The sequence below is a fragment of the Pseudobacillus wudalianchiensis genome (genome assembly GCF_001685015.1).
Lineage (GTDB): Bacteria > Bacillota > Bacilli > Bacillales > Domibacillaceae > Pseudobacillus > Pseudobacillus wudalianchiensis.
In genome coordinates, this window is the sequence record NZ_MAYT01000029.1 from 231,587 (window position 1) to 257,054 (window position 25,468).

Annotated in this window: 22 protein-coding genes and 1 pseudogene; 5 read left to right on the forward strand and 18 right to left on the reverse strand. The window is 42.9% G+C overall.

Annotated features, from left to right (window positions below; all coding sequences use genetic code 11):
* Nucleotides 1-236: 236 nt before the first annotated feature.
* The 9 genes from A8F95_RS17945 to A8F95_RS17985 all read right to left on the reverse strand — a co-directional run bounded on the left by A8F95_RS17945 (nt 237) and on the right by A8F95_RS17985 (nt 10,496).
* On the reverse strand, nt 237-521 hold the full coding sequence (locus A8F95_RS17945) for a hypothetical protein (RefSeq protein ID WP_065411779.1): 285 nt from the start codon (nt 519-521) through the stop codon (nt 237-239).
* Nucleotides 522-662: 141 nt separating this feature from the next.
* On the reverse strand, nt 663-2,042 hold the full coding sequence (gene rlmD, locus A8F95_RS17950) for a 23S rRNA (uracil(1939)-C(5))-methyltransferase RlmD (protein ID WP_245671422.1): 1,380 nt from the start codon (nt 2,040-2,042) through the stop codon (nt 663-665).
* Nucleotides 2,043-2,247: 205 nt separating this feature from the next.
* Nucleotides 2,248-4,062 (reverse strand): ABC transporter ATP-binding protein, encoded by a 1,815-nt coding sequence (locus A8F95_RS17955; protein ID WP_065411780.1) that lies wholly within the window; start codon nt 4,060-4,062, stop codon nt 2,248-2,250.
* The gene (locus A8F95_RS17960; RefSeq protein WP_095407490.1) at nt 4,043-5,785 is read right to left on the reverse strand and encodes an ABC transporter ATP-binding protein; all 1,743 of its coding nucleotides are present in this window, start codon (nt 5,783-5,785) and stop codon (nt 4,043-4,045) included. The genes A8F95_RS17955 and A8F95_RS17960 overlap by 20 nt, the downstream gene beginning before the upstream one ends.
* Nucleotides 5,786-5,859: 74 nt before the next feature.
* Nucleotides 5,860-7,050, reverse strand: coding sequence for an MFS transporter (locus tag A8F95_RS17965; protein WP_065411781.1), 1,191 nt, complete (start codon nt 7,048-7,050; stop codon nt 5,860-5,862).
* Entirely contained in the window at nt 7,047-7,487 is a 441-nt protein-coding gene (locus A8F95_RS17970) for a MarR family winged helix-turn-helix transcriptional regulator (protein ID WP_065411782.1), read from the reverse strand. The genes A8F95_RS17965 and A8F95_RS17970 overlap by 4 nt, the downstream gene beginning before the upstream one ends.
* Nucleotides 7,488-8,011: 524 nt before the next feature.
* Nucleotides 8,012-8,926 carry a diacylglycerol kinase gene (locus A8F95_RS17975; protein WP_065411783.1) on the reverse strand — a complete coding sequence of 305 codons (915 nt, stop codon included), beginning with the start codon at nt 8,924-8,926 and terminating at the stop codon, nt 8,012-8,014.
* An 89-nt stretch (nt 8,927-9,015) separates the two neighbouring features.
* Nucleotides 9,016-9,834: an arylamine N-acetyltransferase gene (locus tag A8F95_RS17980; protein ID WP_065411784.1), complete on the reverse strand. Its 819-nt coding sequence runs from the start codon at nt 9,832-9,834 to the stop codon at nt 9,016-9,018.
* Nucleotides 9,835-9,932: 98 nt separating this feature from the next.
* Nucleotides 9,933-10,496, reverse strand: a complete 564-nt coding sequence (locus A8F95_RS17985) for a thioredoxin family protein (protein WP_065411785.1) — start codon at nt 10,494-10,496, stop codon at nt 9,933-9,935.
* Nucleotides 10,497-10,732: 236 nt separating this feature from the next.
* On the opposite strand from A8F95_RS17985, the gene argC reads away from it, so the two are divergent.
* From argC to A8F95_RS18005, 4 genes are all read left to right on the forward strand, one after another.
* A complete protein-coding gene (gene argC, locus A8F95_RS17990) occupies nt 10,733-11,770 on the forward strand; it encodes an N-acetyl-gamma-glutamyl-phosphate reductase (RefSeq protein WP_065411786.1) in 1,038 nt (345 codons plus the stop codon).
* 21 nt (nt 11,771-11,791) lie between these two features.
* Nucleotides 11,792-13,024, forward strand: coding sequence for a bifunctional ornithine acetyltransferase/N-acetylglutamate synthase (gene argJ / locus A8F95_RS17995; RefSeq protein WP_065411787.1), 1,233 nt, complete (start codon nt 11,792-11,794; stop codon nt 13,022-13,024).
* A 64-nt stretch (nt 13,025-13,088) separates the two neighbouring features.
* On the forward strand, nt 13,089-13,859 hold the full coding sequence (gene argB / locus A8F95_RS18000) for an acetylglutamate kinase (protein WP_065411788.1): 771 nt from the start codon (nt 13,089-13,091) through the stop codon (nt 13,857-13,859).
* Nucleotides 13,856-15,022, forward strand: a complete 1,167-nt coding sequence (locus tag A8F95_RS18005) for an acetylornithine transaminase (RefSeq protein WP_065411789.1) — start codon at nt 13,856-13,858, stop codon at nt 15,020-15,022. The genes argB and A8F95_RS18005 overlap by 4 nt, the downstream gene beginning before the upstream one ends.
* Nucleotides 15,023-15,261: 239 nt before the next feature.
* Here the strand turns inward: A8F95_RS18005 and A8F95_RS18010 are convergent, their stop codons facing one another.
* Both A8F95_RS18010 and A8F95_RS18015 read right to left on the reverse strand, forming a co-directional pair.
* Nucleotides 15,262-15,864: a class I SAM-dependent methyltransferase gene (locus A8F95_RS18010; protein ID WP_065411790.1), complete on the reverse strand. Its 603-nt coding sequence runs from the start codon at nt 15,862-15,864 to the stop codon at nt 15,262-15,264.
* A gap of 114 nt (nt 15,865-15,978) precedes the next feature.
* A pseudogene (locus A8F95_RS18015) lies at nt 15,979-17,021 on the reverse strand (IS1595 family transposase).
* 236 nt (nt 17,022-17,257) lie between these two features.
* Here A8F95_RS18015 and A8F95_RS18020 point away from each other — a divergent pair.
* Nucleotides 17,258-17,881: a LysE family translocator gene (locus A8F95_RS18020; RefSeq protein ID WP_065411791.1), complete on the forward strand. Its 624-nt coding sequence runs from the start codon at nt 17,258-17,260 to the stop codon at nt 17,879-17,881.
* 140 nt (nt 17,882-18,021) lie between these two features.
* On the opposite strand, the gene A8F95_RS18025 is transcribed toward A8F95_RS18020, so the two are convergent.
* The 7 genes from A8F95_RS18025 to aceA all read right to left on the reverse strand — a co-directional run bounded on the left by A8F95_RS18025 (nt 18,022) and on the right by aceA (nt 25,312).
* Entirely contained in the window at nt 18,022-18,765 is a 744-nt protein-coding gene (locus A8F95_RS18025) for a TPM domain-containing protein (protein WP_065411839.1), read from the reverse strand.
* Nucleotides 18,765-19,343 carry a LemA family protein gene (locus A8F95_RS18030; RefSeq protein WP_049660038.1) on the reverse strand — a complete coding sequence of 193 codons (579 nt, stop codon included), beginning with the start codon at nt 19,341-19,343 and terminating at the stop codon, nt 18,765-18,767. The genes A8F95_RS18025 and A8F95_RS18030 overlap by 1 nt, the downstream gene beginning before the upstream one ends.
* 102 nt (nt 19,344-19,445) lie before the next feature.
* On the reverse strand, nt 19,446-20,216 hold the full coding sequence (locus tag A8F95_RS18035) for an alpha/beta hydrolase (protein ID WP_065411792.1): 771 nt from the start codon (nt 20,214-20,216) through the stop codon (nt 19,446-19,448).
* A 355-nt stretch (nt 20,217-20,571) separates the two neighbouring features.
* Nucleotides 20,572-22,002, reverse strand: a complete 1,431-nt coding sequence (gene gatB, locus A8F95_RS18040; RefSeq protein WP_065411793.1) for an Asp-tRNA(Asn)/Glu-tRNA(Gln) amidotransferase subunit GatB — start codon at nt 22,000-22,002, stop codon at nt 20,572-20,574.
* A gap of 12 nt (nt 22,003-22,014) precedes the next feature.
* On the reverse strand, nt 22,015-23,472 hold the full coding sequence (gene gatA / locus A8F95_RS18045; protein ID WP_065411794.1) for an Asp-tRNA(Asn)/Glu-tRNA(Gln) amidotransferase subunit GatA: 1,458 nt from the start codon (nt 23,470-23,472) through the stop codon (nt 22,015-22,017).
* A gap of 12 nt (nt 23,473-23,484) precedes the next feature.
* Entirely contained in the window at nt 23,485-23,775 is a 291-nt protein-coding gene (gene gatC / locus A8F95_RS18050; RefSeq protein ID WP_049660032.1) for an Asp-tRNA(Asn)/Glu-tRNA(Gln) amidotransferase subunit GatC, read from the reverse strand.
* 253 nt (nt 23,776-24,028) lie between these two features.
* Nucleotides 24,029-25,312 (reverse strand): isocitrate lyase, encoded by a 1,284-nt coding sequence (gene aceA, locus A8F95_RS18055; RefSeq protein WP_065411795.1) that lies wholly within the window; start codon nt 25,310-25,312, stop codon nt 24,029-24,031.
* Nucleotides 25,313-25,468: the final 156 nt, after the last annotated feature.

A 25,468-nucleotide genomic window follows, 5' to 3' on the forward strand; every position in this document is an offset into this window, starting at 1 on the left:
ATCCAGTAAAAAAAACAAAGATTAAAGACCCAGATGTAACAAGGGACTCTTTCAAATATATTAATCTTTTGTTAAATAGTCTTAGTTGCCTTTAACTTTTTGTGGAACTTAGTGGAATTTCTCATGCATCATCACTCCCTAATACTATTGGAGGATAATGCCTCAACATTCAAAACAAAATTACTCAGAAAAAGGCCAAGCAATCCACTTAGCCTTTAACAAGTTTAAGATACTTTTCATTCATTTGTATCTATACATAGACAATCCTCAAGTTCTAAAGGGATCATAGTTTGTAACTCACTATAAAAATTGTCTATTTTTACTTTCTTCTTTCTAAAATCTAATCCTAATTTCTCGGCACCCACTTTTACTTCTGTATGTAAATAAACGTTGGTTGGTTTTATAACATAATAAGAGCCTCTCCTTATGGATGTATCGTAAATGGTAAGTTCACCAAACGCGTTAATTTTACACTTCAATGCGATACTTAGAATTTCTTCAATATTATCCACCTTCTCCATATCTTTTATTTTGCTTTCACAAATGGTACTTTCAATTCTTAATGAATGAACATGGGCCTCTCTGGGATTAGATAAAAACAAGTATTAGATAAAAAAGAGCCTTTTCCAAAAGGAAAGGCTCTTTACTCACTGTTGCATCTATTATTTATCTTTCCTTATAAGTAGTGAACAGCACTCCACATGTGTGGTCTGTGGAAACATATCCACCGGCTGCACTTCCATCGTTTTGTAGCCGCCATCTTCCAATATACGTAAATCACGAGCGAGTGTAGCCGGATTGCAGGAGACGTAGACGACTTTTGTTGGTTTCATGTCAATGATCGTCTGCAAAAGGGATTCATCACAGCCTTTACGCGGCGGATCAACGACCAGCACGTTCGCTTTGTTTCCTTGCTTGTACCATTCGCTAATGACATCTTCAGCTTTCCCAACGGCAAATTCAACGTTATGAATACCGTTCAATTCAGCATTTCGTTTAGCATCTTCAATCGCTTCTGGAACCACTTCGACACCAAAGACGCTTTTCGCTTTTTGCGCAAGGAATAAGGAGATCGTCCCGATACCGCAATAAGCGTCAATCACAGCTTCATTTCCTGTGAGTCCTGCATATTCGAGCGCCTTGTCATACAGCACTTTCGTTTGCACCGGATTCACCTGGTAAAAGGATCGAGCTGAAATGACAAACTTCACATCGCCGATATAGTCGTAGATCACTTCACTTCCCCAGATCACTTTTGTCACGTCGCCCATAATCACGTTTGTTCGTTTGGAATTGATGTTATGAACAATTGATTTTACCCGCGGCAGCCGCTTAATGATCTCTTTCACAATCTGTTCTTTATGAGGAAAATCAGCTGTCCGGGTAATGAGCACAACCATGAGTTCCCCTGTTTGTTTTCCATAGCGTGCCATAATATGACGAAGCATACCTTTGTGCGTTACTTCATCATATGCTTTAATGCCAAACTCACTACAGATTTCTTTTACTGTCTGAATCGCTTCATTGACCTCTGGCAGTTGGATGATACTTTCATTTGTATCGACAATTTCATGGCTGCGTGGTTTGAAGAAACCAGCAATCAGCTTGCCGTTTTTCTCTCCAACAGGTACTTGGGCCTTGTTGCGGTAATACCAGGGCTCTTTCATGCCTAACACAGGATGCACCTTGACGTCCTCAAGTTTCCCGATCCGAGTAAGTACTTCACGTACCTGCTTTTCTTTAAATTGCAGCTGCCCTTCATAGCTAATGTGCTGCAGCTGGGTTCCTCCGTATTTGTGCATGTCAGCAGCCGGGACATCAACCCGATGCGGGCTTCTCTCAAAAAGCTCCATTAGCCGGCCGAAGCCATACCCTTTATTAATCTTTGTCACTTGGATACGGCCCGTCTCTCCCGGCAGCGCACCTGCCACAAACAGCGGGTAGCCCTCTACCTTTGCGACCGCATTCCCGTCATGCGTTAAATCTTCAAATTCCACGTCTATCACTTGATTTTTCTGAACAGGGGCTTGAATTTTTGCCACGATTATCCACCCTTTTTGTTTTTTCTTAAGAATCGAAAGTTATTCTATCATATATATAAAGCCATTCGCAAAAAAGGGCGATTCATGACAGAGTACTCTTTTCTTGATAAAAGAGTACTCTGTCATGATAAACCGCCAACCTTCTCCGATAAACAAAGCAGTTCTCCTGATACCCCTCTTTCTCCACAAAAAAAAGCCTGCCTCTTCACTGCTTTAAGGCAGTGGGAGACAGGCTCCCGGCATAACCGGCATATTGTCCTTGTTTCTTTATAAGCTCTTCATGATTGCCTCGTTCCACGATCCGTCCTTGATTGAGAACAAGGATTTGATCGGCTTGCCGGATCGTGTTCAACCGGTGAGCAATTACGACAGTTGTACGGTCCTCCATAAGACGGCTGAGCGCTTCTTGGATATACATTTCTGTAATCGTATCGATACTGCTCGTTGCTTCGTCTAAAATGAGAATAGCGGGGTCTGCTAAGATTGCTCTCGCAATGGCAAGCAGTTGTCTCTGCCCTTGGCTAATACCGGTGCCTTCATGCTGGAGCTTTGTTTCATAGCCGTCCGGCAATTTCATGATGAATGTATGAGCATTAGCAGACTTAGCCGCTTCTATCACTTCTTCATCCGTTGCCTCCAAACGGCCATAGCGAATGTTTTCTTTAATCGTTCCCTCGAATAAAAAGGAGTCCTGCAGCACGAAGCCCATATGCTTTCTCAGCTCCTGCCGTGAAATATCAGCAGTATTGCAGTCATCTACAAAGATCGCCCCACTGTCCGGATCATAAAAGCGGGAGAGCAGGTTAATAATGGTTGTCTTTCCTGAGCCAGTTGGCCCAACGAGCGCGACCATATCCCCTTGGTTTGCTTTAAAGCTGACTTGCTTAATCGTTTCGTTCCCTTTTTCGTATGAAAAAGAAACATTGCGGAACTCAATGTCTCCCCGGACTTCATCAAGACGAATGCCCTCTGCTTTTTCTTCCTCTTCTTTTTCCGTGTCTAAAATATCAAAGACCCGCTCTGCTCCGGCAATCGCAGAAAGCAATGTATTAAATTGGTTCGCCAGATCATTAAGCGGCCTTGTAAACTGGCGGGAATATTCAGCAAAAACAACAATCACCCCGACGGTCACATAACCGTGCAGCGTCAACAGTCCTCCTGCTCCGGCAATTAACGCGAAGCTAATGTTATTCAACATATTCATCAGTTTCGGGATAAAACCAGAGTAGGTCTGCGCCCAAAAGCCGGCTTCCTTTAGCTTTGCATTTCTGTCATTGAACGCTAACGCAATTTTTTCCTCACGGGAAAACATTTTTACAATATGCTTACTTGATACCGTCTCCTCAATAAATCCGTTCAACTCTCCTAAGTGGCGCTGTTGCTCCTTGAACAGTCGGCGTGTCCGGCGTGTAATCCAATTCATACCGATATAGAGAAGCGGCACAATTAACAAAGTAACAGCCGTTAGCACCGGACTTAAATAAAGCATGACCGCGACGGCTCCGGTAAGGGTCAAAACGCTCGAAGCAACTTGGATAACAGAGCTGTTCAGCGTGCTGCTAATATTTTCAATATCATTCGTTACCCGGCTCATCAGCTCTCCATGCTGGCGTTTATCAAAGAAAGACAGCGGCAGCTGATGAAGGTGCGCAAACAATTCCGTCCGCATTTCATACACTGTTTTTTGGGCAACTCCGACCATCCAGTAGTTTTGTAAAAAGATCGTCAAAGAGTAAAAGATATACACAACACCGAGTAATGAAAGCAGCAGTGCCAGACCTTTTTCATCTTTCGTAATGATAAAATCATCAATGGCCATCCCAACAAGATAGGGTCCGAGCAGCCCGAGCGCAGAGCTTGCCGCCACCATCAGAACAACGAGAAAAAGCAGTCCCTTTCTCCTTGCTAAGTATCCGGCTAATCTTTTCAAGGTTGGCACTAGCTCTTTCACTTGCGGCTTTGGCCCGAGGTGAGCATGCCGGCTATGCGGATGGGCAGGCTTAACGGCTGACCTTGACATGCGGCATCCCTCCTTTTCCATATTGGGAAGCTAACAGGCGGCGATACAATTCACTGCCTGCTGTTAGTTCTTCATGGCTGCCAGATGCCATAACATGGCCGTCTTCAAGTAAAATAATTTGGTCGGCCTGCAATGCCGTACTAATTTTTTGCGTAATGATGATGGTTGTACAACGTTTCTCCCGTAGAGCCGACAACAACTTAGCTTCTGTCCGCACATCTAAGGCACTCGTACTATCATCCAGCAGCAGTATAAGCGGCTTACGGATCAGCGCTCGTGCAATCGACAATCGCTGCTTTTGCCCGCCTGATAGGTTGACACCTTTTTGGCCAATCATCGTTTCATATTGATTCGGCAGCTGTTCAATCGTTTCGTGTATCTGAGCACGTCGGGCCGCTTCTATTATTTCTTCCATAGAGGCATCTTCTTTTCCCCAAGAAATATTCTCACGGATCGTCCCTGTGAACAAATGAGATTCCTGAGGAACAAAGCCGATTTGCTCACGTAATGCGGCTGGCTGAACCGTGCTGATATCCTGGTCATCTATGAAGATTTTGCCCCTATCCGGCTCATATAGGCGGGGAATTAAATAAAAGAGCGTTGATTTTCCCGAGCCGGTTGCACCTAGAATAGCGGCTGTTGTTCCGGGCTGAATCGAAAATGTAAGACCATCAAGAACAGGCTCTCTTCCTCCTGGGAAAGAAAAGCTTACATCGTTAAATTCGATTTTTCCTCCTTGAGGGTAGAAAGCGTTCCCTTTCAAGCGCTGATCCGCCTCTTCTTCCGGCTGCTCTAAAAGCTCACCGATCCGCTGTCCCGAAGCGCGTGCTCTTGAAAAAGCCATTAAAATAAACGTAAACATAGATAACGAAGAAATAATTCTCGTAGCATAGTTGATAATCGCGACAATCTGACCTGCTGTTGCCGTACCGCTTGTAAATTCAGCGAAGCCAAACCATAAAATAGCGATAAGACTACTGTTCATAACGAGCAGCAAAACAGGTGTTGTTGTCTCTACTGTGCGCAAGACACGGGTCGTCTGTGCCATAAGCTGTTCACTCGCCTGCTGAAAGCGGCTGTTCTCGTACTTCCATCTCAGAAACGCCTTGATGATGCGGATACCCGTTAAGTTTTCCTGCATCACATTATTCACACCGTCAAGCCGCTGCTGAACGGACCGGAATAAAGAAGCACTTTTCTTTAGCATTTTTAATAGAAATAGAATCATCAGCGGAATTGTTACGAGCAAAACAATCGTCAGCTTTGCATGGATGAGCAAGGCCATCACTGTTCCAAAGACGACCATCAACGGAGCTCGCAGCATGATGCGTAAGCTCATAAAAACGGCATTTTGTACTTGGGTGACATCATTTGTCAGCCTTGTAATTAAAGAAGATGAGGCAAACCGACTATAGTTGGAAAAAGAAAATGACTGGATCTTATCCATCATTTTCTCCCGTAAGTCAAAGCCGAAGTTCTGACCGACATGAGCAGCTGCAAAAGAATTAATAATACCGGAAGCAAAGGCTAGTAAAGAAGTACCTAGCATAAGGCCCCCCCATTTATAAACAGCTCCCATATCATGCTGTGCGATTCCTTCATCGATAATTTTCGCCATAAACAACGGATGGGTTAGTTCAACCGCCAGCTCTACAAGCATTAACAGCCAAGCAAAGGCCATGTAATTCCTATATGGTTTTAAATAAAACAAGACACTTTTCACGGCAGACTTCCCCCTCCTATTGGCGCAATGTCACAACCGTATTTTTACCAGTATAGTCCAAGCGATGCGCATCATCAAATCATTTGGCGCTTCTTCTTCTCCTGTTTGCCATGCAGCATCAAATAAACGAACAGACCAACGATCACATAAATCGCACAATAAGCATAAAGCGTTCTAAAGCTTATTCCTGTAACGGCCCAGCCGATGATAAAGGAGCCAAGACCAATACCGAAGTCAAATACAGATAGGAATGTAGCGGTCGCCAGCGCTTTTTTTTGCGGCGCTGCTTCCTGAATAGCAATTGTCTGGAAACTTGGGAACAATGTGCCCCATCCAACACCAATCATTCCAGCTGTCACGAGAAAGATAAGAGCTGTTTCTGCTTGGCTGAGCAGAAGCAGTCCAGCCGCGAAAAGGAAAATAGCTGGGTAGACAATCACATTGGCTCCATACTGGTCAAACCATCTGCCGGTAAACGGACGGGATAAAAGTAAAACAACGGCATAGACAATAAAGAAATAGCTGGCTACCTCTCCGACTTGAATTTCTTCTGCGTAAACAGAAACGAACGATAAAATAGACGAATACGCAATCGAGAAAAAGGCTCCCACTACGGCAATCGGAAGCGCTGAAAATTCAAATAAATCCCTTGGATTGAATTTTACTTGAAAAATAGACATTACGCGGACGTTATTCTTGCTTTCTACTAGATTCACTAACAATCCAGCAATCAGTGCAAGCCCTGAAATTACGATACACATAGTGAACATAACTAAACTGCCCCATTCCCGCATGACAGTCAGTCCTAAGAAAGGGCCAATAACCATTGCCAGATTTGTGGACATCACGTAATAGCCCATTCCTTCTCCACGTCGGGAGCCAGGAATGATTTCGGCAACCATGGCACCTGTCGCTGTCGTCGCCATTCCAAAGCCAATACCATGAATGAAGCGAATAGCTAACATCATATTAAGCGTGTCGGGAAAAAAATATAATAGCGATGCGCCGAGAAAAATAACTTGCGAACTGATCAAGACAGCCCTCTTTCCAAACTGCTCAATCCATTGACCAGCAAAGGGCCTGACGATAATAGCCGAAATTAAAAAGAACGTAGTCAGTAACCCTGCCTGTGCAGGACTCCCTCCTAATTCTTGAATAGCATAGATCGGCATCGTAACTAGTAAAAAATAAAAAGCAACGAACAAAAAGAAATTGCTCGCTGATACACTAATAAAATCCTTCGTCCATAAAGGCTCCTTATTCATTTCTTTTCTTCCTCTCCTTGATGACGTTCCATTGCAGATAACCATTCTGTCATGAGTTTCTGCAGCTGTTGTTGGTGTTCTTTCGAAAAACCTCTAATCGTTTTTTCGTTCATTTCTAATACAGCCTGTTCCCACACAGGATATTCTCTTTCAGCCAGCTCCGTCAGCTCAATAAATTTTACCCGCTTATCTTGGCCAGGTACCTGTCTCACATATCCTTGCTTGACGAGACGCTGAATCGTCCGCGTCATCGGCGGTGCTTCTACAGCTAAATACTCACTAAGCTCTTTTTGTGTGAGCCTGCCTCTTTGTTTTAGCACATACAGCACCGACCATTGCGCACTGTAAAGGCCGTATTCTTGCAAGACGGTATTATTGCACTTCATAATTTGCCGGGATAACTGGTGAACAGAGTGGAATAAAACATGCAGCTCCATATCTCTTCTCCTTTAGTTACCTAGGTAACTATTTTTCAACTTTCTTATTGTAACACAGTTTTCTTAAAAGAAAATAAAAAACTGCCAAAAAATCGGCAGTTTAGTTTATAAATAAAAGAGAAATTAAGGGCTGCTTCCATCTTACAGGCTAAATGAGCCTAGGACACACGTTGATCCCGTTGAATTAGGCTTTTTTGAAAGCATATTGATTACTTCAAGGTTTCAATCTATTTATTCTAAAATGGGTTGTACGGCTATCCTAACTTTTTAAACCCTGCTGACTGGAACGGAAGGCGCGAAGACTTCTCCATCATACATTCGCATGATCTCGTGCGGTGCGAATTCAAGGGTGTTATTCAACATCCTGTGGGATCAGCGGGACAGGTGAGATCCCGCAGGCGCTTTGGCGGCGAGGAGGCTCACCGCCCGCCCCGCGGAAAGCGAAGCGCCTGAAATGGAAATCAACAGGCCCCCATTCACAGGCAAAATAAAAACTGCCGAAAAGATTCGGCAGTTTTCTCTATTTAGTAAATCCGGTCTTGCGGTCGAAGCTGATCGACCGGAACAAAGACTTCAATATGACGGTATAAGTTTTCAAAGTCTGCCGGCAATGATCCTCCTGGTTCTCCATCTAAATTCAGCAAGACTTTTTCTGGTGCGTGTATTTTAATGCGATTTGCCTTCGTATAAATGACATGAGGATCATTTAAGTGCTCTCCTCTTAAAGCGAGAGAGGCAATTCGAATAAACTCAGCTAAGTTTGTTTTCTTCAAAATCAATAAAGAGAACAAGCCATCGTTCACAGAAGAGTCCGGCGCCAGCTTTTCAAAGCCGCCCACAGAGTTTGTCAGCCCGATTAAAAACAGCATAACCTCTCCTTCAAACAACTTGCCATCATATTCAATCGTTACCTCTGAGGCTTTAATAGAAGGCAGCATTTCAATTCCTTTTAAGTAATATGCCAACTGGCCAATCATTGTTTTTAACTTGCTTGGCACTTCATACGTAAGCTCCGTTAGACGTCCGCCGCCCGCAATGTTAATAAAGTATTTATCATTCATTCTTCCAATGTCGACCGGAATGGTTTTTCCAGTTGTAATTATATCTACAGCTCCATCAATGTCGCGGGGAATTTTCAGGGCTCGGGCAAAGTCATTCGTCGTTCCCATCGGAATCACGCCGAACTTCGGACGATACTCCTGACCAGCTAAACCATTGACGACTTCATTCAGCGTGCCGTCGCCGCCGGCAGCGATGACGATATCAAAACGGCGTTCTACCGCTATCCTGGCAGCTCTTGTGGCGTCACCTGCGCCAGTGGTAGCATGAGCGGATGTTTCATAGCCGGCTTCTTCAAGCTTTTGCAGTACTTCCGGCAAATTCTTTTTGAACAGCTCCCGTCCTGAAGTAGGATTATAAATAATACGTGCTCTTTTCATGTCTATCCATCCCAGTCTCATTTATGATCATGCTTAATTTTACCATTCACATTTCCGTTTTATATCTTACTACGTTTTATGCGAAAAAGCTATTTCTCACTCTGTGTCTCTTTATCAAATACATAAATGCCCCGATCCGCTAAAAAGACGAGTGACTCTTCTATTCCCTTTTCATCAAGCTGGAATGCTTCCGCTACTGTACTTATCCATTGAGCCGGCTCACGAAAGTGGTATTCTCTAATATCCCGGTAATTAATCACTTTGAGTGTCTCATTGCGCAGAAAATAGCAGTTATTCCCTTGAAAACGGACAGCTGAAATCCGCCTCATCGTGATATTGTTGTCACTATCTTTATAAGACTCTTCAATATCTTGCTGCAGCTCTTCTTCCGTGAGCGGCTCCCAGATAATCTGTTTTGTCACAAATGTCTTTCCATGAGACCGCCGTTCCAGCTGAAATTCCTTCTCATTACGACCTGTAAAAATAATTTCTTCTCCAAAACCATGAAGAACATGCTTTGGTCGGTTGTTTAGTTCAATGGGGCGTGTAATAGGCGACCCGTAGCCAACATCTACGTAAAATTTCCTGTCAGCCATGTGAACCATAATCGCTGCATGCCCCGGCAATACACGAACAAACGAACATGAAAAGCCTAGTTGTTCAAGAAGCCTCGCAAAATTCATATTTAACGAATAACAAGTGCCTCCCCACCCCCTGCTTTTAAGATTGTCTACAAACTGAGTAAAGGTCGGCACTTCGCACCCTTGTTCATTAAAATAGTGAAATTTACTAAACGTTTCATATGGTATCAGCGACAAATGGTGCTGGATAAGCCGCTGCAAATAATTTAAGCTGGGTTTTTCTCTATTCATTTTCAGCTGTTTTAAATATGCTGATACAGCATCCATGTGTCCACCTTCCGTTCTTTCATTTATCGTACCATGTCGTTTGCCGTTTTGCGAAAGAAAAGCAGGCTTCGGAATTTCTCCCGAAAGCCTGCCCTCTATTAAAACAACCGTTCAGCCAATGACGTTTTGATACTTCGGTATACTTCCTGCCACAACTCTCTTTTCGTAAGGTATGCCTCTTGAAGCTCCTGGTACATCTCTTTCTGCCTGTCCGCAAAATCTTCGTGATCAAGCGGCGGCAAGCTGGACCGTTTGCTGTTTACAAGTTCCTGCAGCTCTTGAGCACGAGGGCCCCACACGGCTTTCTCTTCTCCCTGTTCGTTAATAAAAATAAAGATCGGAATAGCCCGGGACGTCCCATTCGTTAAATATTGATCCATCAGCTCTAAATTTTCATCTCTATATAAGAAGCGAACTTCCATGTCAGAATGACGCGCGATTTCTAGTAAAATCGGTACGTTTAACATCGCATCACCACACCAATCTTCCGTCAGTACAATCACTTTTAGTTGTTCTGTCTGCAGACCTGTTAAAAAAGAAGCTTCGTCCTTTTGAATTTGAAAAGAGGATTGAATTTGTTTAACTCTTTCCTTATTCTCTTTCATATTTTCAATATACTCATCCGCTGGGATGCCTTTTTGAAACCAATCCATCAAATTCATGGTCTTTTCCTCCACTTATTGATCTAAGAAGCTTCATACTTCTTCTTTGTTATTCGCTATTCTTCCCAGAAATCCTTTTATTCTTCTCTGAATTATAAAAGGGTCTCTCTTTATTATCTCATAAAGTGGAGCTTTTTTCTAAAAGTGGTTGATTTAATTTGTTAACCAACTTATAATTATAAAAAAATATTAATATTTATGTATTTAGATAAATAAAAATACAACAGGAGGCCACAATGAAAGCAGCAGTTATCGGGGCTACTGGATATGGAGGAATTGAACTTATACGTCTTTTATCCAATCATCCAAACTTCACCCTTCATTCTGTATATTCATCGAGTAAAGATCAAGTACCGGCAACGGATGACTATCCACATTTAAAAGATATTTGTCCACTGCCTTTAATGAAAATCGATCCTGAGAAAATAACAAACGAATGCGACGCCGTGTTTCTCGCTGTTCCTTCTGGAGCTTCAGCCGCCCTGTCGCCTAAGTTATTAGAGAACAATACGAAAGTAATCGACCTATCAGGTGACTTACGTCTAAAAGATCCGGAACATTATGAAAAATGGTACAAAAAAGAACCGGCTGGACCGAGCGTGCTAGAACAAGCAGTATACGGTTTGACGGAATGGAACCGGGAAGCAGTCAAGAAGGCAACGCTTTTATCTAATCCGGGTTGTTATCCGACAGCCGCCTTGCTAGGCCTTGCTCCTGCTATCCAGGCAGAGGCAATCGACAGCACTGGAATTATCATTGATGCCAAGTCTGGTGTATCTGGTGCTGGCCGCGGACTTTCCCTTGCTGTCCATTTTGCAGAAATGAACGACAACTTTAAAATCTACAAAGTAAATCAGCATCAGCATATCCCTGAGATTGAGCAGCAGCTGCGCCTCTGGGATAACAGTAGCAGCCCAATTACCTTTTCTACTCATCTTTTGCCTATCACTCGTGGAATTATGACAACAACGTATGCCCAAATGAAACAGCCAATGACTGCAGCAGAATTGCATCAGTTATATGAAGAAACGTATCAAAATGACTTTTTTGTCCGCGTCCGTCCGCTAGGCGAGTTCCCTGGCGTAAAAGAAGTCGCCGGTTCGAATTTCTGTGATATCGGAGTGGCCGTTGATGAACGGACGAACAGAGTCACCATCGTTTCTGTTATCGATAATTTAATGAAGGGAGCAGCAGGCCAGGCCATCCAAAACGCTAACCTGATGTTTGGCTTTGAAGAAACAGCCGGCTTACGCGGATTCCCAATCTATCCATAATTACTTTAGGAGGTAACAACTATGCCTGCAATAAAAGAAACTACTCATATAAAGGTGCTGCTACAAGGCTCGATCGTCTCACCAAAAGGGTTTTCCGCTGCCGGACTGCACGCCGGTCTGCGTCACTCTAAGAATGATCTAGGTGTCATCTTTAGTGAAGTCCCTGCTGAGAGCGCTGCGGTTTATACGACGAGCCATTTCCAAGCAGCGCCAATTAAAGTGACAAAAGACAGCCTGGCCGTTGAAAACAAGCTGCAAGCTATCTTGGTCAATAGCGCCTGCGCCAATGCTTGCACAGGAAAGCGCGGTCTCGCTGATGCTTATCAAACGCGTCAGTGGCTTGCAGAACATTTAAATATTCCGGAGCACTTAGTCGCTGTTTCTTCCACTGGTGTCATTGGTGAATACTTAAAAATGGATAAAATGAAAGCCGGCATCGCGAACTTGCAGCCTGCCCCGGAAGCAACGGCAGCCGAACAATTCGAGGCTGCTATTTTAACAACCGATCTTGCCACAAAAAAATGGGCCGTACAAGCAACGATTGATGGTAAAACTGTCACAATGGGTGGAGCAGCGAAAGGATCCGGCATGATTAATCCAAACATGGCCACTATGCTTGCTTACGTTACAACCGATGCAGCTGTCGCTTCCGAACATTTGCAAACAGCCCTAAGCCAGATCACAGATAAAACCTTTAATCAAATTACAGTTGACGGTGATACATCCACAAATGACACGGTCGTTGTCATGGCGAATGGTTTGGCTGGCAACACCCCGCTTTCACCTGAGCACCCGGAATGGCCGGTCTTCCTCTCTATGCTTCACGAAGTTAGTGAGCAGCTCGCAAAAAAAATTGCCCGTGATGGCGAAGGAGCGACAAAGCTTGTTGAGGTAGAAGTGCTTGGTGCCGTGTCTGATGAAGAAGCGAAAAAAGCCGCTAAGGAAGTGGTTGGCTCCAACCTCGTCAAAACAGCCGTTTATGGTGCTGATGCGAACTGGGGCCGAATCATTAGTGCGATTGGCTATAGCGACATTGAAGTCAATCCGGAAACGATCGACATTTCCATCGGCGACCACCTCATTCTTTCTCAAAGCGAAGTAGTCGATTACTCAGAAGAAGACGTAATCGCTTATTTAAAAGAAGAAGAAATTAAAATTACGGTGAACCTTCACTTAGGAGAAGGCCACGGCTTAGCTTGGGGCTGCGACCTTTCTTATGACTATATTAAAATCAATGCAAGCTATAGAACTTAAATTTTTCTCATAAAAGGAGCCCGCAAACTACTGGCTCCTTACTATTTTTATCAAGGAGGAGCTTATGAAAACCATCGTTGTAAAGTGCGGAGGCAGTGTGTTGAGCGAACTATCAGAAGCGTTTTTTGACAGCATGAAAGAGTTGCAAGAACAAGGCTATGCCATCGTGTTTGTACACGGCGGCGGACCTGAAATCAATTCTATGCTTGAAGCGCTGCAAGTAAAAAGTGAATTTAAAAATGGACTGCGCGTGACTTCCAAGCAAGTATTGAAAACAGCAGAGCTTGCTCTTGCCGGCAGCTTAAATCGGCAGCTCGTCAGAATGCTTGAAAAGCACGGTATCCGGGCAATCGGTTTAAACTCAAGTGACAACGGCTTGCTCGAAGCTGACTTTATTGATCAGGAGCAGCTCGGCTATGTCGGTGATGTAACGGCGGTCAATAGTCCATTTATTCAATTGCTGTGCCAGGAACAGCTGCTTCCTGTAATGACTCCGCTCGCAGCAGGACCTAATGGAACGGTATTGAATATTAACGCTGATCACGCCGCCTGCGCAGTAGCCAACGCCTTAAAAGCAGAGCATTTCCTCATGGTAACCGATGTAGACGGTGTATTAAAGGACGGCGAGCTTGTACCGACACTCACAGAAACGGAAACGAAGGCACTCATTGACAAAGGCATCATTAGTGGCGGAATGATCCCTAAAGTCCAGTCTGCATTAAAAGCTTTTTCCGATCATGTGCAAAGTGTACATATCGTTTCTGGTAAGAAAGCCTTTTATGAGCACGGTGAATGGCTCGGAACAAAATTTATCAAAGAGAAGGTGACAATATGAGCAGCTTATTTCCTACCTATGCCCGCTGGGATATCACACCAATCAAAGCTAAAGGCGCCTGGCTGACAGATAAAAGCGGGAAAAAATATTTGGACTTTACGACAGGAATCAGTGTATGCAATCTTGGACACGTACCCGACAATGTCAAACAAGCGGTGAACGAACAGCTTGAAAAGTTTTGGCACACATCTAACCTCTTTCAAATCGAGCTGCAGGAAGAAGTAGCCAAACAATTGACGGCCGCTTCTGGACTCGATTTAGTCTTTTTCGCAAACAGCGGTGCGGAGGCAAACGAAGCAGCGATCAAATTAGCTCGCAAAGCAACAGGACGACCTAAAATTATTACGTTTATTGACTCCTTCCACGGGCGTACATTCGGCACGATGGCCGCAACTGGACAGGAAAAGATCAAAACAGGCTTCGGTCCAATGCTTGAGAAATTTGAGTATGTTCCCTTCAATGATTTAGAAGCTTTGAAAGCAGCGGTAGATGAAGAAACAGCCGCCATCATGTTTGAAATCATCCAAGGAGAAGGCGGCCTAAACGCTGGTGACCCTGAATTTCTCCTTCAAGTCGAACAACTTGCTCATGACAATGGTTCGCTCGTTATTGTCGATGAGGTGCAAACAGGAATTGGACGGACAGGAAAACCGTTTGCCTTCCAGCATATCGGCCTTAACCCTGATATTGTTTCAAGCGCTAAAGGCATCGCTAGCGGCCTGCCGCTCGGTGCCATCATCGGCAAAAAAGAATTGGCAGAGGCCTTTTCACCTGGTTCACATGGCTCTACCTTCGGCGGCAACCCTGTCTCTCTTGCTGCCGCAAAAGTAACGCTTGACACCATTTTTGACAATGAGTTTTTAGAGGACGTGACAAAAAAAGGTGAGCACCTTTCTTCTCTGCTTACAGAAGGCCTCTCTTCTATTCCACAAGTCAAAAAAATAAAAGGCAAAGGTTTGATGATCGGCATCGAAATGAACGAAGAAGCAGCGCCATTCATCCCCGCAGCACGTGAAAAAGGACTGTTAATCTTAACAGCCGGTACGAATACCATTCGCTTGCTGCCACCGCTGAATGTAAGAGAAGAAGAAATCAATCAGGCAGCCGCAATTCTGGTTGAAACAATTAAGGAACATGTATACGAGAAAACAGCTGGTCAATAACTAAAGGAAAGTGGCTATTATAACGGATTCTTTCAAAGATCCTAACAAGTAATTCACATAAGAAAACGCTGTTGAGTCTGACTTCAACAGCGTTTTTATTTTAAAGCTATGTTAAATAATATTGTTGATAAATGACCAAAAAACAAGGACCCAATTGGGGTCCTTGTTTAAAATTCTTATTGAAGATTAGCACCCGTTAGTTTAAGTGCAAATCTTCACAATGATTGTATTAAACTAATTTACTTTCCTTTAATCCCTTTTATACAAATCCATTTTTTATTTGCATTTTCATTAATACGTACAACAGCAAATCCTGTATTTTTTAACAATTGCTCAATTTCTTCCTTTGTTTTATAAGATTTCATATGATAATTGATTTTATATAACTCGGCTGTTATTAAGAAACATCCATCTTCTTTCAACACCCTAAAAACTTCTTTTATACTGGTTTCTAAATCAGACCAAAAATAATGGGTTTGAAATGCCGTAATTATATCAAAAAAGTTTTCTGGAAACGGAATGTCAATGACACTTGCTTGTTGAATGTTTACCTTACCCGATGCTACATCAATTTTATTTGCTCTTATAGAATCTTTTACAGCCTGTTCAGAATAGTCTATTCCGTATATTTTCCCTTTTTTGTTAATATTTGACAATAATTGCATCGTTTTCCCACCACCACAACCTACATCCAACACAATCGATGCTTCTCCAATTTTCGTATTTCCCAATGCCCATTTGTTCATTTCTGTATGAGCAGTATTCATAATCCTCAACATAAATGAACCTACAATTCCATCAGGATTCTTAGCTTGCTCTATCAACTTATTTAACAGGTTCATAACCGTACCGCCTCTTTAGACTTCATAATTTCTATATATTAAATATTATTTTTTATGATTCCATCTGAATTTGATGTTTTATTTAGTTAACCTGCACCGTTAGTTGAACAAGGATTACAAAACTCTGAATGTTGATAACCTTAATTTATCATAAGTCGCTACTGTCCGAAATAAGCAGCTATCGACAATCATCTTACTTACAGTAGTAGAATTGTTTCGGAAACGAATTCCATCCAGGAAGAGAAACTAGCTCAGATAATGGTCGAGATACTTGGTCTCTACACCATTAAAACGGTTCATCCAGCCCTTTAAGCGGCTGTGATAATTATTTACATTTTGGATATGGTACAGCCCTTTGGCCCGTTCTTTCCATCTGATTTGAACTGGTAATGCTCGATTCCTTTTTCTTTTGCATAGGCTTTGAAAGCCAGCCAAGCATCTGTACAAAGGGTATTCGTAGTGGTTACCTTAGTTCCGATTGCTTGGTCAAGTTTCGATTTAATGCTGCGACCCTGCCCTAACACTTTTGAGAAAGTTTGCTTTTGGCGGGCTCTCGCAACCAAGACGCAGACCTGTTCCTTGCTGATGCCACGAAATTGAGAAGCACCGCCACGCTTGCGAGCTTTACGTCCAATTATCTTGCGTTTCCCTTTTTCAGAGTATAGGAAATAGGTCTCGTCCATTTCGATGATACCTGAAAAATAGTCGATGTCCATCTGTTTCAAAGCGGATAAAACTTTGTGCCGCCAGTAGAACAGAGTGACGTGATGAACACCGATAAGCCCTGATGCCTTATGTAATGAATGTCCCCCAATCATACAATGGATAAAATCCAACCATTTACGGGGAAGGTGGGTTTCCTTTAACGGCGAATTGGTTACATCCGTAAATGTTTTTCCGCACTCCTTGCATCGGTACCGCTGACGTTCAATAACTTTTATTCCAGCTTTAATTCGATATTTCCCAAAGCGGACGGCGTTAGTTGGATAGCAATGTGTGCATGTGTAGCCGTCTTTATGTTTTTGTTCAGACATATCTTTAAAGATAGGCTCACTTGCGGAATAAGAGGCAAGTGATTTTATGAAAAAATCTTTTAACCTCAGTTGTTCTGCGGTGGTCAATTTTAGAATCTCTTTAATAATATCCCTCAGTGCCATTACTAACCACCCGCTTTTGTTCTGTTACACCTATTATGGAATAAATGTTCGTTTACGGCAGATATCAACATTAATGTTTAACATAGCTTATTTTAAAAGAAATTTAAAAGGCTGAGGATCCTACAAAAAAATAAATATAATTGAATTTTCTGAAATCCAAGTTAACAAAAGATTGAGTATATGTTAAATTCTATTTTAAGAGATGACGTTTTACAAGTCTGTAAGGGGTGAAGAAAATGAATGAATTTTTTACGTTTTTATTCCTTTCATTGTTTGTTGTGATGAGCCCGGGAATCGATACTGCACTTATTACAAAAAGGACCATTTCAGACGGAAGAAGAGATGGGTATCAAATGGCTTTAGGGATTACAACTGGCTCCCTAGTGCATACATTTGCCGCTGCTTTTGGACTGTCAGCTATTTTGATGCAGTCTTCTGTTGCTTTTGAAATCGTTAAATATGTAGGTGCCATCTACTTGATCTATCTTGGATTGTCTTCTTTCATCTCACGAAAAAAGCAGAAAGTCACTAACTCTAAAGATCAAAATGATTTCGAAATGAAAAAGTCAGCTTTTAAACAAGGTCTCTTCTCAAATTTACTGAACCCTAAAGTCGCCATGTTCTTCTTAACCTTTTTACCCCAATTTGTGAAAGCAGGGGAAAACGCAACACAACAACTGATTATGATGGGTGTTATTTACACACTGCTGTCCATTTCTTGGTTTTTTATTTACGTCTTTTTCATTAACTATTTACGTGAATGGCTGATGTCTCCAAAAGTACAAGGGGCAATGGAGAAAGCAACCGGTCTTGTCTTAATTGGATTTGGTTTAAAACTAGCCCTAGATAAACAACATTAAGGAATATGGGACATTATTTCTTAACGCCTTTTCCAAGTTGATTGTATGTGAATTCACATGAAAAATCTTAAAAATATTGAATGATCAATAAAAATAAAAGCGTGAATTCGTATGAGAATTCACGCTAAAATCTAATTAGATTACCAGCTTCTGCCGGCACCGCCGCCGCCCGAAGAACCTCCGCCACCGCCACGGGGTCCTCCGCCTCCTCCCCCGCCTCCGCGGGACAGGATAGCGAAAAAGATTTGGGTTAAAAAGCCGCCGAAAAACCTCATATCAAGAAAAATGACGACGACGGCAATAATAATCAGCAGAAAGGGGTTCATCCCTTCTCCTTCATTAGCAGAGTAAGCTTTTGCATCCGCCTGTTGCCCATTCCAGTTGTATTCGGCCGCTGTTTCGTTATACAAAGCCTTATATGTGTTCATAATCGCTTCTGCCGGTGCTTCATTTTTTAGATAAGGAATAGCATATTCATCTAAAATCCTACCGACCTTTCCATCTGGCAAAGCCCCTTCAAGCCCATAACCGACTTCTATCCGAATATCTCTTTCTCCTTCGCCGCCTTCGGTTGTGAGAACGAGCAGAACACCATTATTCTCTTTTTTACTTCCTAATCCATACTGCCGAAAGGCTTCATTCGCATACTGTTCGATAGGCTTGCCTTCCGCCGTCGGCACTGTCAGCACAGCAACCTGAGCGGTAGTAGCATCTTCAAGCTGCCTCCCTAGCTGGATCAGCTCTGCTTTTTGCTCCGGAGACAACACACCCGAGAAATCCTGAACGTAAATATCTCCTTGAGGCGCTGGTGCCGCCAAAACGGGCATAACGAACGATTGAATAGAAAGAATCGCTGCTGCTAAAAAGAAAGCAGCTTTTTTCATCATTGCTGTACACCCTCAAAATCTACTTTTGGCGCTTCCTTTGCTCCTGCCTCGGCTTTAAAGTATTCTTTCTCATCAAATCCAAAGATGCCTGCCATCAAGGAACCAGGAAATCGCTTGATTTTTTTATTATAGGTCGCTACTTCAGCGTTATAATCTTGTCGGGCAACAGCTAATCTATTTTCCGTTCCGGCCAGTTCATCCATTAGTTGTCTGAAATTAGCATCCGCTTTTAACTGCGGATAGTTTTCAACAACGACCAGTAAACGGCTCAATGCTCCTGATAACTCGTCATTCGCCTCAGCCTGCTCTTTGGGAGAACCGGCTCCAGCCAGCTTGGCACGAGCATCCGAAACGTTTTTTAACACTTCTTTTTCATGACTGGCAAATCCTTTTACCGTATTCACTAAGTTCGGAATTAAATCCATTCTTCGCTGCAGTTGATTCTCGACCTGTGCATAAGCTTGATCGACATTTTCTTCTCTTTCAACCATGCCATTGTAACTTGGGATCAGCATGGCTGCTAGCACTACAACGATAATGGCAATAATAGCTAGTGGTCCTAAACCTTTCCTCATCATCTTCACCTCTTTATTTTATCTTTTTGTATTTACCTCTTTTTATGCGGCAGGAAACCAAAATAAAACACCTCTCTGTGGCAGAGAGGTGTTTGGACTAGGTTATTTTACAGCAACATAAGAATGAACCGTAGCGTAAGTACGGATAAAACGAGCTGCCTGCTCAACAATCAACTCTTTGTCATGATCCAACGACGCGACGTGATAAGAGTTTGGCAGGGTCACAAGCCGTTTGTTTTTGGCTGCGAGTGCTCGGTAAATAAACACGGTATTTTCTGGCGGAACTACATGATCGGTGAATGATTTAATGCATAGAGCGGGAACTTCAATGTTATGAATCAAAGCTGGTGCTTCAGCCATCAATTCCTGTAATTCGCGAATCGCCCGGACTGGCGCTTTTTCATAAGTAATTTCATGAACATTCTCCGCTTTAATATCTGGCGCTCCTTCTTTTATAAAACGAGGAGCTGGTTCTTCTCTTAAATATTCAAAAGCAGGAAGAGATAAAGCGGCATTAATTGTGATAATTCCTTCAATATCTTTATATTCAGCAGCAAGCTTAAGCGCCAAGGTTCCTCCCATGGATTGCCCCATTACGAATACTCTCTTTCCTCGCTTCTTCAACTGCCAATATCCTTGCTTCAAGCTTTTATACCAGTCTTCATGTGTGCACTGCTCCATGTCGAGATAATGAGTACCGTGCCCTTTCAAACGAGGAGCCAAAACTGTAAAACCGTGTTTTGCAAGCTTCTCTCCTAAAAATTGTACACTTTGCGGCGTTCCAATAAAACCGTGAGAAAGCAAAATCCCAATATCATTTCCCTCAAAGTAAAATGATTCCGCTCCCGGGATAACAGCAAATTGTTCTTTCATATTTGGCTCCCCTTTCAATTCCGATTATTTTTATAGGTTATATACAGTTTAACCCCCAATTACCCATCTGTCAACTAGGAATTAAAGTTTAAAAGGTATCTTCTCCCTTTGTTCTTCCCTTTACAAGTTAAATTCATGAAGTAAAGAAGATAATAAGCCAACTGCGGACAGGAAATTTACAGAAATTCACAAAGCTGACGGTTGGTAACTGTAGAACATGATAAGAGGGAGTACTTGAAGAGCATGAATTATGGGTATTATCCTAGATGATCGGCTATATATCTGGAAACACGCTCGCTTTATTTAAAAACCAGACAAAAAGCCTCCCAAGCAGATAGCTTGAGAGGCTTACTATTTAGCGTTTTTTGATTTCTTCGAGCAGCAATTTGTTTAGTACAGATGGGTTCGCTTGTCCTTTAGAAGCTTTCATGATTTGACCGACAAGGAATCCGACTGCTTTGCTTTTACCGTTTTTAAAGTCTTCGATAGACTGCGGGTTCGCATCGAGTGCTTCTGTAATAAACTTCAGCAATTCGCCTTCGTCGGAAATTTGCACAAGGCCTTTTTCCTTCACGATTGTCGCTGGATCGCCACCGTTTTCTACAAGCTCTTTAAAGACTTTCTTCGCAATCTTAGAAGAGATCGTTCCTTTTTCAATTAAAGCGATCATCGCAGCTAGGCTCTTCGGCGTCAGGGCAACTTCTCCTAACTCTTTGCCTTCTGCGTTCAAGTAAGCTGATACTTCGCTCATGAGCCAGTTAGAAGCTAGCTTAGGATCAGCTCCCTCTTGCACAGTCGCTTCGAAAAAGTCAGACATTTCCTTTGTAATTGTTAACACGTTCGCGTCATGTGCTGGCAGGCCAAGTTCATTCATATAACGCTCTTTCCGTTGATCCGGCAATTCTGGAATCGAGGCGCGAACACGCTCTTTCCACTCGTCATCAATGTACAATTCAACGAGGTCTGGCTCAGGGAAATAACGATAATCATCGGAGCCTTCTTTTACGCGCATAAGCAATGTTTTGCCTGTTGCTTCATCAAAGCGACGTGTTTCCTGTTCGATGACACCGCCGGAAGACAATACATCTGCCTGGCGTTTTTCTTCATACTCTAACCCTTTACGAACAAAGTTGAAAGAGTTTAAGTTTTTCAATTCTGTTTTTGTACCGAACTCTTCTTGACCGTATGGACGAAGGGAAATATTCGCATCACAGCGAAGGGAGCCTTCTTCCATTTTACAGTCGGATACTTCTGTATATTGGATGATGGATTTTAATTTTTCAAGATACGCATACGCTTCTTCAGGCGTGCGGATGTCCGGCTCAGAGACGATTTCAACGAGCGGTGTACCTTGACGATTGTAGTCAACGAGCGAATAACCGTTTCGGGAATGTGTTAATTTCCCAGCGTCCTCTTCTAAGTGAAGACGCGTAATGCCGATTTTTTTCTTTTCGCCATTTACTTCAATTTCAATCCAGCCATTTTCACCGATTGGCTTATCAAACTGCGAAATTTGATAGGCTTTCGGATTGTCTGGATAAAAATAGTTTTTGCGGTCAAATTTTGTTTCTGTGTTGATCTCACAGTTTAACGCCATGGCCGCTTTCATTGCAAACTCGACTGCCTGCTTATTTAAAACAGGGAGCACACCCGGATAAGCAAGATCGATGACCGTTGTATTCGTATTTGGTTCTGCTCCGAAATGAGCGGGAGCAGAAGAAAAGATTTTGGATTCTGTTTTTAGCTCTACGTGGACTTCTAGCCCAATAACCGTTTCAAAGTTCATGTGTGTCACCCCTTACAGCGATGGTTTCTGTTGATGAAAATTAGTTGCCTGCTCGTATGCATAAGCCGTACGATAGACAGTTTTCTCATCAAAGTGCTTGCCGATAATTTGCAGACCCAGCGGCATACCGCCTGAGAATCCACATGGCACGGAAATTCCCGGAACCCCTGCAAGGTTTACCGGAATTGTTAAAATATCGTTCGCATACATCGTTAACGGATCATCAATATTTTCACCAATTTTAAAAGCTGGTGTCGGTGTTGTTGGTCCGATAATGACGTCATAGTTTTCAAATACGTCTTCAAAGTCTTTTTTAATCAATGTACGTACTTGTTGAGCTTTTTTATAGTAAGCATCGTAGTAGCCAGAGCTTAAAGCGAATGTGCCGAGCATAATGCGGCGTTTTACTTCATCACCAAAGCCTTCTGCACGTGTCTTTTTGTAAAGATCAATCAAATTTTCTGCATTTTCAGTACGGTAGCCGTAACGAATACCGTCAAAACGTGCAAGGTTAGAAGACGCTTCTGAAGAAGACAATAAATAATAAGTAGCTAATCCATATTTAGAATGTGGAAGAGACACTTCCTCCCATGTAGCACCGAGACCTTCTAATACTTTTAATGCATCTAACACAGATTGACGCACGTCTTCTGAGACACCTTCGCCAAGGTACTCTTTTGGCACAGCAATTCTTAAGCCTTTGATATCGCCCGTTAAGGCACCAGAATACGTATCGACCGGTACATTTGCAGAAGTCGCATCCATTGGATCTAAACCAGAGATGGCTTCAAGCAAACGAGCATTATCTTCTACATTACGTGTAATCGGCCCAATTTGATCTAAAGAAGAGGCAAAAGCAATCAAACCAAAACGAGAAACACGGCCATATGTCGGTTTTAACCCAACAACACCACAGAAAGCGGCTGGCTGGCGGATGGAACCACCTGTATCAGAACCTAGTGAGAATGGTACTTCCCCTGCTGCAACCGCTGCAGCTGAACCGCCTGATGAACCACCTGGCACTCTGCTTAAATCCCATGGGTTCGCTGTCTTTTGGTAGCTAGAGTTTTCTGTCGAAGATCCCATCGCGAATTCATCCATGTTTAACTTTCCAATCGTAATGGCTTGGGCTTCGTGAAGCTTGTTCATCACCGTTGCATCATAAATTGGATCGAAGTTATTTAAAATTTGGCTGCCGCTCGTTGTGCGCAGTCCTTTTGTTACAATATTATCTTTAATTCCAATTGGCATTCCGAATAGAAGGCCTTTAGCTTCATCTGTGCCAACTTTTGCTTGTAGCGCTTCTGCCTGCTTACGGGCATTTTCTTCATCTAATGTGATAAAAGCCTTTACTTTATCTTCTACTTCGCTAATTCTTTTATAAGATTCATCCACTAAATCAGGAATGGATACTTCTTTCTTATGTAAAAGGTCATGAAGCTCCGTCAATGTATGATTAAATAATGACATGTTGTTCTCTCCTTACTCAATGATTGCCGGAACGCGGATTTGCCCATCTTCGTGATCCGGAGCATTTTTCAATACTTCCTCGCGCGGCAATCCTGGTTCGGACTTGTCTTCACGCAATACATTTTTCATATCCAACACGTGTGACGTTGGTTTTACCCCAGTTGTATCTAGTTCATTCAGCTGTTCAGCGAATTGGATAATGCTATCAAGCTGAGCTGTAAATGTTTCTACCTCTTCGTCTGTTATAGCCAGACGCGCAAGATGAGCGACGTGTCTAACTTGCTCTTCGGAAATTCGTGACAATTTCCTTCACCTCCAAGAAAAATATAAAACGATCACAATACTATTCATCTTATCAAATATGAACGCTTAGTAGCAATATTCTAAAGGATTTCTCCAGCCTTTATTTTATCACGCTTTCTATTATTCAAATAGCTTCTGCGTAAAAGAATCTCTCTTTTCTCTACTGTTTTCGCTAGTTTGTTCAAAATTAACAACTATTGCTTATATTCAACACAAAAAACTGCCTCCAATATGCTGGAGGCAGTTCAGTATATTAAGCTTGTGTTTGGAATTGTTCTTCCTCTGTTGAGCCTTTTAGGGCTGTTGTAGAAGATTCACCGCCAGAAACAACCATGGATACTTGGTCAAAGTAGCCAGTACCAACTTCACGCTGGTGACGTGTAGCTGTGTAACCATCTTTTTCTGAATCGAACTCGGCTTGTTGCAGCTCCGAGTAAGCGCCCATGCCGCGATCCTTGTAACCAAGCGCCAATTTGAACATGCTGTGGTTCAAAGAATGGAAGCCAGCAAGTGTAACGAATTGGAACTTGTAACCCATTTTGCTAAGCTCCACTTGGAACGTTTCGATCGTCTCATCGTCAAGTTTTGCTTTCCAGTTGAAAGAAGGCGAGCAGTTGTAAGCAAGCATTTTTCCAGGGAATTGCTCATGAATCGCTTCAGCAAAGCGGCGCGCTTCTTCAAGATTTGGCTCAGATGTTTCACACCAGATAAGGTCTGCATATGGAGCATAAGCAAGGCCGCGAGCAATCGCTTGGTCAAGACCAGCTTTTGTACGATAGAAACCATCTGGTGTGCGCTCGCCCGTAATGAATGGAGCATCCGCTGGGTCAAAGTCGCTTGTGATTAAATCGGCGGCATTAGCATCTGTACGAGCAACTAGAATAGTTGGTGTTCCCATAACGTCTGCTGCAAGGCGGGCCGCAATCAAGTTTTTCACGGCTGTTTTTGTTGGAAGGAGAACTTTTCCGCCTAAATGGCCACATTTTTTCTCTGAAGAAAGCTGATCTTCGAAGTGAACGCCTGCTGCACCCGCTTCGATCATGCCTTTCATTAATTCAAACACGTTCAACTGGCCGCCGAATCCAGCTTCGGCATCCGCTACGATCGGCGCAAAGTAATCAATGGAATCGTCACCTTCCATGTGAGCGATTTGGTCAGCACGTTGTAACGCTTGATTAATGCGCTTGACTACACTCGGAACGCTGTTCGCAGGGTATAAGCTTTGGTCTGGGTACATATGACCGGAAAGGTTGGCATCTGCCGCTACTTGCCAGCCGCTCAAGTAAATAGCTTTCAGGCCTGCTTTTACTTGTTGGACAGCCTGGTTTCCAGTTAAAGCACCAAGAGCATTAATGAAATCCTCTGTATTTAAGTAGTTCCATAATTTTTCTGCTCCGCGGCGTGCCAGTGTATGTTCAATGTCGATAGAGCCACGTAGTTTAATTACTTCCTCTGCTGTATAGGGACGAGTAATCCCTTGCCATCTTTTATCATTTTCCCATTGTTCTTGTAATTGTTGTACGCGTTCGTTTGTCATTTTAATTCCTCCCATATGTTTTTTATGAATGTAGCGCAATAGCTGTTTTAAAAAATTATGTAACAGCCTGCCCTTGTTCAAGTGGCATTCTTTGCCTTAATGCCTGTCATTGCCCCATTCTTCGCTGCTTGTGTTGATCACCTGTTGTTATAAAAC